Origin of the sequence: Flavobacterium sp. UBA4854, assembly GCF_002399805.1 — a bacterium.
Taxonomy (GTDB): Bacteria; Bacteroidota; Bacteroidia; order Flavobacteriales; family Flavobacteriaceae; genus Flavobacterium; species Flavobacterium ginsengisoli.
The window spans coordinates 5,451-14,011 of the sequence record NZ_DHEI01000007.1; the positions used below are offsets into that span (position 1 = coordinate 5,451).

The window sequence follows — 8,561 nt, forward strand, 5'->3', positions numbered from 1 at the left end:
TTTAAAAAGAGTTTTGCTGAAATGCCAAACAAATTTCCTAACAATGAACATGATTAAGCTTATTAAAATAGACGAAGATTCACGAGTTCCTAAATACAAACAAATTGTTGACTCTATTCTTCAGAACATCGCCAACGGAAATTTAAAAATCAATCAAAAAATTCCATCTATAAATAGTTTCAGCGAAGAATTTTATATGTCTCGTGATACTGTTGAGAAAGCTTACAATATTTTAAAAGAGCGAAAAATCATTTCTTCCATTAGAGGAAAAGGCTATTACATAACCCGAACAAAGCTTGAATCTAAGGTTAATGTTCTGTTCCTGACTAATAAATTGAGTTCGTACAAAATGAAAACATACAGTTCGTTTATTGATACTCTAGGAGCAAATGCACATGTTGACCTTCAAATTTACCACTGTGATGAAACCTTATTTTTAAACATCTTAGATAAGTTTGAAGGCGCTTACGATTATTATGTCATCACAACGCATTTTAAAACAGAAGAATTAAAACATTCCAGTTTTACAGACAATGTTGTTAATGCTATTAAAAATATTCCGCAAGAAAAGCTGGTTATTTTAGATAATATAAAACTTGGAGCTGGAGATGAAGTAATCAAAATTTATCAGGATTTTGAAAATGACATATATAATGCTCTAATTGAAGGACTTTCTAAAATTTCGAAATACAAACGTTTAATTCTAGTTTATCCAGACAAAGCCGTTTATCCTTATCCGAGACGAATTTTACACGGATTTAGAAAATTCTGCGTAGAACACGAAATCAATTTTGAAATTCTAAGTGAAGTTTATGATGATATGATCCTTAAAAAAGGAGATTTATTTATCACGATTGAAGAATCTGACTTAGTGAATTTAGTAAAACAAATTCGCGATGAAGAATTTGTTTTAGGAAAAGACATTGGTGTTATCTCTTACAATGACACTCCTTTAAAAGACTTACTTGGAATTACCGTAATGTCGACCGATTTTAATGTAATGGGAGAAACTGCAGCCAGAATGATCTTGAATAAAGAAAAAGGTCAGGTAAAAGTGCCTTTTAATTTTATTGATAGAAATTCGATCTAATCTAAGATGCTAAGCTTCTAAGATTCTGAGTTTTTTTCTTAGCGTCTTAGAAGCTTAGCATCTCAGAAACTTGCAAACTCATTTTTTATCATATGGAATATATTGATCCCATTCCCATGGCGTGTAGGTATCTTTTATTCCTGTTTCCAGTAAATACTTCATTATTGCTCCTGTTTTGTAGCTGTTAGACATAATGAGCATGCCAATGCCCTTGTCTGAAAAAACAATGCTGTAATTCTGAAAACCTGAACCCTGACCTTCTTTAAATGCACCATAACCATAAGGCGTTTTTACCAATCCCCATCCTAAACCATAGGAAAGCTCTGTTTTGTCATTCCAATTTCCGTCTTCTAATGCACCTGGACCAAACTGGTTTTTAGAACGAATTCGAATCTGTGGGCTAAACATTTCTTTATACGATTTAGCATTTAGTATTTTTTTATTCAAAATTGCTGTTATAAACTTACTGTAATCTTCTATTGTAGTTTCTAATGTTCCTGCTCCTCTTGGTGCATTGTCTTTGTCTTTTTCCTGCATTTTTCCGTTTTCATCATACCCGTACGCATAATCTTTTTCGAATTTTTCTTGCCAGCGATAACTCGAATTTGTCATTTTCAACGGTTTGAATATTTTTTCCTGAGCCATTTCTTCTAAAGTTTTCCCCGTGATTTTTTCTAGAACAACCTGAAGATACGTGAGTCCTTCGCCAGAATAACTGTATCGAGTTCCTGGCTCAAACTTAATTTTCAGTTTTTCGTCAGATTCAAACCAACGCCAGTTAGGCAATCCAGACGTATGATCTAGACACATTCTTGCTGTTATCTTTTTATATTCTGGATATGATTTTAATTCTCTAAAATCTTCATGCCATACTTTAAAATCATATTCATAGATAGGTTTGGGCAGATAATCCTGAAGCGGCTTATCTAAACTTATCAAGCCCTCTTCTGCCAATTTCATAACCAAAACAGCAAATACGGCTTTACTTAAAGAAGCTCCATAAAGATTGGTCTTCAACTCTAACTTCTTTTTGGTTTCAACATTACTAAAGCCAAAAGTTTTCATGTAAACAGGCTTTTTAGCATTAAAGATAGCTACAGCCAGCCCTTTTACATCGGCTTTACCCATTAAGTTTTCAATTGTTGCTGTTAAACTATCTGTTGAAATTGTACTTCCATCAAGCCTTTTTATGGCAGAATTTTGTGCTTGAAGAGAATTTATACTTATAAAAAAAACAATTAAAAGAAGGTTTTTCATGATTTTAATTTATTAAGCATTGACAATCATTATACTTTCATCAAGTATTTTTAGCAATAAATTTAGCCAAAACAACTTGATAATAAGTCAAGTAAAATGATTAAGAATTTTATAATTATTTTAAATCCCATTTTTTATTATATTTCAGGTCATATAATCATACAAATATATTCGGCTTAAAACCATAAGACAATACTTATAAATAACCATTTTATGAAAAGCATAAAAGATGATTTGAGCAAGCAGCTTTTAGAGCAAAAAAACTCAGGAAACTTACATAATAAAAAGGTTTTAAAAACTTGTAAAGAAATTGCTCAGAATTTCGCTGATTTAGAAAATGGTATTGCCGTTCTAAGCGATTTGTACAAAAACAAAAGCTATATCTATTCGGGCAAAATTGCAGAAGAACTTAATATTTTTAAAAAAGATCAAGTTCAAGAAATTGAAAGTATCTGGGAAGAAGAGCTTTTTGGCAAGTTAAATTCTGATGATGTAATGCAGAAATACCTTTTAGAGCTTCACTTTTTTCAGTTTATAAAAACGGTTCCTATAGAAGAACGAAAAGATTTTTGCGTGATTAGCAAACTGAGAATGAACGATAAAACAGCTGAAAAATCTTTATTACATAAAATGTTTTATTTTTCAAATGAATATGAAGATGTAGAACTCGCATTATGTCTCTATAATTTTGATTTTTCTTTGACTCCACAATATGAAGGCGCCATTATTAATACAGCGACTGGAAATATCATTAAGCAAAATGAAAAAGAGAGTAGCTTTTTTCTTTCTACAAGAGAGAAAGAAATCCTTAAAATGCTTCAAGAAGGAAAACAAAGTAAAGAAATTGCGCAACTATTATTTATTAGCATCAATACCGTAAGCCGCCACCGACAAAATATTCTAGAGAAAATGAAAGTCAACAATACTGCCGAAGCTTGTACTATTGCAACAAAACTAAAGTGGATATGATTTTTTTAAGATGCTAAGGTTCTAAGGTTCTGAGATACTAAGTTTTTTCTTTTTGTTTTGTAACGTAGCGGCGCTAAGTATTTTCGCAGAGTTATTAAGTTTTTTTATATACATTTCTATAAGTCCGCAAAGCACTAAATCCAAAAAGTAAGCAAAAAGCATTGCGAACTTTAAACTCTCATAAAAAATGCAATAAAAATCTTTGCGTGCTTTGCATTAAAATCAAACATATTTAATAAGAAACGAAAAGACATAAAAAAACCTCGTCGATTGACGAGGTTTTAGTTGTATTATTTTTTTGATTCTTCGATAGAAACTTTTCTAAACTCTTTTAAAAGTTTTTCAATTTCTAAAGTTGATTTACGTGCTCTTGGTCCAGCAGCTTTAATTCCTTTTTCAGTCAAAGATTCAGCTTCAGCTTTGAATGTTTCAATTTCGGCGTTGATTTTTACTAATAAATCTTTCATGCTTATATATTGTTAAATTAAGCCACAAAAATAAAAGTTTGTGTGATAGTTACAACAATTTTGCTGTTAAATTTAATGCAGTTTTTCATTCATTTTCTTTACAATAAATTGACTTCTATTTTTCGACAACACCCAACAAACACAACCGGCTTAAAGTCAAATACTTATTTGTAAAAGTGTTTTTACCACACCTGTTTTAATGCTTTGTAGAAAGTATCTTAGACAAGGGTTTTTAATTTAAAACAAGCATTTAAAACGCTCCTATTTGTTAATTTTTGTATGGAAAAATTCCCCAAACAAGGAAAAAAATACTCTATTGGTAGTTCTACTCAGATTAGTTTTTATTAAAAAGGAAAAGTTTACAGATCATTAATAACAACAAAGAATCGATTTTTCTATTACAATTATTTGATCTCAATTTTTATTTTAACAGAAAGCTGTTCGGTTAAATTGGTTACATGGTAAGTAGGAATTTGTTCCTTTTTAAAAGTTGTTTGTTCGACATTATTCATGGTGTTATTTCCTAAAATTCCAAGTCGTTTTATATTATTATCAATCAGCAAAGCATAACTACGAAAGCATTTCTAAGTGGAAAAATTTTCTTTTTTAAAGAGTTTATATATTGCTTTAAAAAAAATGCAGGATAATGAACAACACTTATCCTGCATATAAAAGGCACAATTTCACTCAAGATTTGTGCTGCAAAAACATAAAAAAATAAAATAAATTACATTAAATAATACATTGCCTTGTAATAGTCAGGAAACGCAATATTAGATTGCGAAGAAACTTTCTCAGTTGTTGATTCTAATTTCTTTTTAAAAAAAGCCTTTATTTCTTTAAAAATCTCTCTGCTAGTTTTATATTCATCAAACAATACCAAATTGTTCATTATTTCTAAAAATGACAAACTTGCGTAAAACTGTTTGTCAAATAAACAAACCAATACATTTCTATTTTTGTTCTCCTGTAAAAAGCCAAGCAGTTCATTTCTATCGTAGACTACATAAATAATACGATCATATTCTTTTATCTTGTCTTCACTATTGTCAAAAAATGATTTTTCAAAAAAATCAAAGTCAGTTTTCAATTTTCTTTTAAACATTTTCAAAAAGATTCCTTTATTATCTCCCTGTTGGGTCATAATCTAAACCATCTGGCAGTACAATAGTGAAAACTTTAGTGATTGACAATGTAGAACCATATAAAGCTCCTGCTTGGTTCATCAGCATGGTCAAAGTAACTGTGGCTTTATCTCCCACATTAAACAAAGCCCTATCTATAGTTGCTGAGTTCGTGTTTGTGTTTTGATTTGCAATCAAGTAACCAGGTTGGCTAGCATCTGTTAAACCAGAAACTGTATAAGTATAATCAGCTTTATTTATTATAGCTCCGCACTGGTTTTTATATGAAGTTCCGAGATTAAAATATCCATTACCATCAGTTGTTGAAGTTGAACTCTGAAGCAGACAAGACTGAAAAGTATCGGGATTGAAACCGTATTCAAAATCTAATCGAACAGTTTTTCCTGGCATCAAGTCATCAAAATGCCCGTCTCCATCTAAATCCACTAAAGGAGATGTACCAGGTGCACTGGTAAGTCCTGCAAGATTGATTATATCTACGTTCTGAGCAGCAGGTACTAATGCACCGCTTCCCGTTCCGTTTTTCATTAAAACTTGTGCCGTAATATCGACACCGCCAATACTTACCTTTTTTATTGTAATTCCATCAACTGGAGCTACTGCTAGAAAAAATGAATTATTTCGGGCAACACTCCAAGGCAGTTTTATATCATGAAGTGCAGATTCTGCCCCTCCAGTACCACCATTTGTAATCACATAGGATGTTTTACCAGTTGTACAAAATGTTGGATATGTAGTAGTTGAAGGTACGCGCGCTAACGAAATACTTGGGTTTCCCACAGTTGCCAAAATAGAAGCTGGTGATCCGTCAGAAAAACAGAAACTTCCTTTTGTATCTCCAGAACCTGCTTTAAAATTAAGCGGTATATTGGTTGTCACTGCACAGCTTACTATTTGCTCGGTAAGAACCACTGTAATTTCTTCACCAGGATCAAAACTGGTGTCAGCAGCACCTACAGTTGTACTAATTGCACTCTGAAGAGCAGCTCCTGTTAAAGTCACTCGGTAACCATTGGTCACAGACGATACTGTACCATGATCGGCACTCATCACTTTATAAGATGGAGCATGAGAAGCAGTTGCTACAGTACTTTCTATATATACTGTATTAACTGCTACATTTCCACTATTTTTAAATTTAACCGTTCGTAACGCATTAGTATTTAATGTCGTTGTAGACGCCGTAGGTTGTGGCGCTCCTAAAAGCACATAGGCTGGCAGAGGGGTATTGGCAGAAACCGCACTAGAAGAGGTTACTAATGTTGTAGAACCATTTTTTACTGTATAGCCAATAGTTGTTCCTATTGTAAACCCGCAATTAATTCTTGCATCAAAAGTTACTGTTAGTGTATTACCGACAGGAATACTACTTAATGTAAAAATAGGATTTCGCAGATCGGTAATGTTGGTCTGGGTTGCGGCAGTAACCGAACCAGCAACATACTCGACGCCCGCTGGCAGTGCCAGTGTAAGGGTGGCTCCACTTAAAACAGATGCATTATTGTTTACAATGTCTACCTTAAAAGTTCCGGGGGCGGCGCCCTGCACCAAAGTAGCCGGCTGATAAGCCGGAGGTGCATTTAGAAGCACTTGCGCAAACAAGCGTCCCCCAAACATCGACAACAATAATAAGAACAAAATTGATGTAATTTTTGTTTTCATAAATCGTTTTTTTAATTAAAAAAATAAACCAATAATCACAAATTTTGACAGTTTAAATCATTATAATGAGACTATTACAGTTCTTTTAATCGTTTGTTTTTAATAAATTGATACTAGAAAATAATGGTGCAAAATTCCCTCTATTTTAAAGTTCAACTTACCAGTAGAAGATTTTAGAATAACAGTTTAAGACAAATTTTAAAGGCTTGTAAAAAAAATTATAGCTGTTATAAAAAATATAAAATAAAAATCTTACAAAAAAAAACACTATTCATCTTTTAAGAAAATGCAGTGCGTAAAAATCGATTATAGAAATCTATGTTTTACTTATTTTATAAAGCGCACAATAGCGCAAAAAAACTGGGGCATAAAGTAAAACAAAAGTATTGCCATCACAAATATACTGATTTCCAATTATTTACACATAAAAACAAACTTCTTTTACTCTTTTAGTAATAAAAGAGATACAAAACGACTGTATTAGCAATAAAGTTTCATTCTTTAAGTATTACTACTTACAGCTATATCACTGTTCTAAAAAGAAAGGGAAAAATTTAAAATTTTTCCCTTATTATGGCTCGTAAAAAATGCAAAAAAAATTACCTGGGAATTTTATAACCAGAAAACCTTTTTACAATTGCAAATATGCCATCATTAAAATGTTTTAATAACTACTAAAAGTTTTTAAAATTACAGAATAAGACATAATTGTCTTTTATTTATTCTCTTGTCTGCACACTTGAAGTTTGTTGCAGATTACCAAATTAGTGAAACTCTTTTTTAGATTTTCAATCCCGATAGCTATCGGAAATGTCTCTATGTATTAAAAATTAATTGGATTCAACTGGTTAAAATGAAATAATTTTTATCATGAGAAACCACTAATACTAAGTGTTTACTTAATTCCGTTTTTAAGATTTTTTAACGAAGGATCTTTTGAAAGCTTGATTTGGTTAATCACAATTTCAGCAATTTTATTTGCTCCTAATAATGAAAGGTGCGTATCATCGGCTTTATCTTTATCATAAAAAGCATTTTCTCCTGCTTTAAAATGAAGATGAAGCTGTTTTGATTTTTCTGGACCGTAAGACTGTTCCAGCATTTCGGTGTAATATTCTAAATCTATAAATGACACATTGTATTCCTGTGCTATCAATCGGGTTTCTAGCGGATAATCGCCGTGTGTTGGTACCAAAACGCCTTTTTCGTTAAAATTACGTCTGCTAATAGACGTTAGTAATACTGGAATTGCACCTTTTTCTCTGCTTTCTTTTACAAATTTTATTAGGTTATATCTGTAAGCTGTATGTGGATTTGTATATCGTGTGGAGTCTTCTATTTTCTGATCGTTGTGACCGAATTCGATAAATACATAATCTCCTTTTTTCAGTTTTTGATAAATAGAATCCCAACGTTTTTCATTGATAAAGCTTTTGGTACTTCGTCCGTTTACTGCTTTATTGATTACTACAATATTTTCTTTGAAAAAAGGTTGCAATACCTGCGCCCATCCGTGTTCTGGATTTTTTTCAGGATTTTTTTTATTTGCCATTGTTGAGTCGCCAATGCAATACAGGGATGTTTTTTGTGCAAAACAAACTGTCGTGATTAAGAGTGCTATGATGATGTATTTTTTCATTTTCTTTTGTTGTTTATTGCTACGTTTTTTTTTACCGCAAAGTGCGCTAAGGTTACGCAAAGTTCGCTAAGTTTTTTTCTATATTTTTTTAATATTCTTTGTTTAAAGGACACAAAGCTTTGGAGATATGCTTTGCAATCTTTGTCTTCTTTATTAAACCTTTGCGAACTTTGCGCATTCTTTGTGTGCTTTGCGGTAAAAATTAAACCCAAAGCGCGTAAAAATTAAACGCAAAGTGCGCTAAGGTTATGCTAAGTTTTTTTTCTATATTTTATTTATATTCTTTGTCAAAGAGGACACAAAGCTTTGGCGATATGCTTTGCAATCTTTGT

7 protein-coding genes are annotated in these 8,561 nt (G+C 31.9%); 2 read left to right on the forward strand and 5 right to left on the reverse strand.

The window, feature by feature from the left end; all coding sequences use genetic code 11:
• Window positions 1-49: 49 nt before the first annotated feature.
• On the forward strand, window positions 50-1,090 hold the full coding sequence (locus tag B3J44_RS00675) for a GntR family transcriptional regulator (protein ID WP_198857466.1): 1,041 nt from the start codon (window positions 50-52) through the stop codon (window positions 1,088-1,090).
• Between the two features lie 78 nt (window positions 1,091-1,168).
• Here B3J44_RS00675 and B3J44_RS00680 read toward each other — a convergent pair whose 3' ends face one another.
• Window positions 1,169-2,347 (reverse strand): serine hydrolase domain-containing protein, encoded by a 1,179-nt coding sequence (locus B3J44_RS00680; protein WP_286964946.1) that lies wholly within the window; start codon window positions 2,345-2,347, stop codon window positions 1,169-1,171.
• Between the two features lie 213 nt (window positions 2,348-2,560).
• On the opposite strand from B3J44_RS00680, the gene B3J44_RS00685 reads away from it, so the two are divergent.
• Window positions 2,561-3,316, forward strand: a complete 756-nt coding sequence (locus B3J44_RS00685) for a response regulator transcription factor (protein ID WP_286964947.1) — start codon at window positions 2,561-2,563, stop codon at window positions 3,314-3,316.
• Between the two features lie 290 nt (window positions 3,317-3,606).
• On the opposite strand, the gene B3J44_RS00690 is transcribed toward B3J44_RS00685, so the two are convergent.
• The 4 genes from B3J44_RS00690 to B3J44_RS00705 all read right to left on the reverse strand — a co-directional run bounded on the left by B3J44_RS00690 (window position 3,607) and on the right by B3J44_RS00705 (window position 8,229).
• On the reverse strand, window positions 3,607-3,783 hold the full coding sequence (locus B3J44_RS00690; protein ID WP_008467640.1) for a histone H1: 177 nt from the start codon (window positions 3,781-3,783) through the stop codon (window positions 3,607-3,609).
• A 727-nt stretch (window positions 3,784-4,510) separates the two neighbouring features.
• Complete coding sequence (locus B3J44_RS00695; protein WP_286964950.1) at window positions 4,511-4,873, reverse strand: hypothetical protein; 363 nt, start codon at window positions 4,871-4,873, stop codon at window positions 4,511-4,513.
• Between the two features lie 34 nt (window positions 4,874-4,907).
• Complete coding sequence (locus B3J44_RS00700) at window positions 4,908-6,590, reverse strand: hypothetical protein (protein WP_286964951.1); 1,683 nt, start codon at window positions 6,588-6,590, stop codon at window positions 4,908-4,910.
• Window positions 6,591-7,485: 895 nt separating this feature from the next.
• Complete coding sequence (locus B3J44_RS00705) at window positions 7,486-8,229, reverse strand: rhamnogalacturonan acetylesterase (RefSeq protein ID WP_286964953.1); 744 nt, start codon at window positions 8,227-8,229, stop codon at window positions 7,486-7,488.
• Window positions 8,230-8,561: the final 332 nt, after the last annotated feature.

What these genes read in the sequence shown, in the direction of transcription:
- B3J44_RS00675 (WP_198857466.1), top strand. Translation starts at nt 50, where the DNA reads ATGATTAAGCTTATTAAAATAGACGAAGATTCACGAGTTCCTAAATAC.
- B3J44_RS00680 (WP_286964946.1), bottom strand. Translation starts at nt 2,347, where the DNA reads ATGAAAAACCTTCTTTTAATTGTTTTTTTTATAAGTATAAATTCTCTT.
- B3J44_RS00685 (WP_286964947.1), top strand. Translation starts at nt 2,561, where the DNA reads ATGAAAAGCATAAAAGATGATTTGAGCAAGCAGCTTTTAGAGCAAAAA.
- B3J44_RS00690 (WP_008467640.1), bottom strand. Translation starts at nt 3,783, where the DNA reads ATGAAAGATTTATTAGTAAAAATCAACGCCGAAATTGAAACATTCAAA.
- B3J44_RS00700 (WP_286964951.1), bottom strand. Translation starts at nt 6,590, where the DNA reads ATGAAAACAAAAATTACATCAATTTTGTTCTTATTATTGTTGTCGATG.
- B3J44_RS00705 (WP_286964953.1), bottom strand. Translation starts at nt 8,229, where the DNA reads ATGAAAAAATACATCATCATAGCACTCTTAATCACGACAGTTTGTTTT.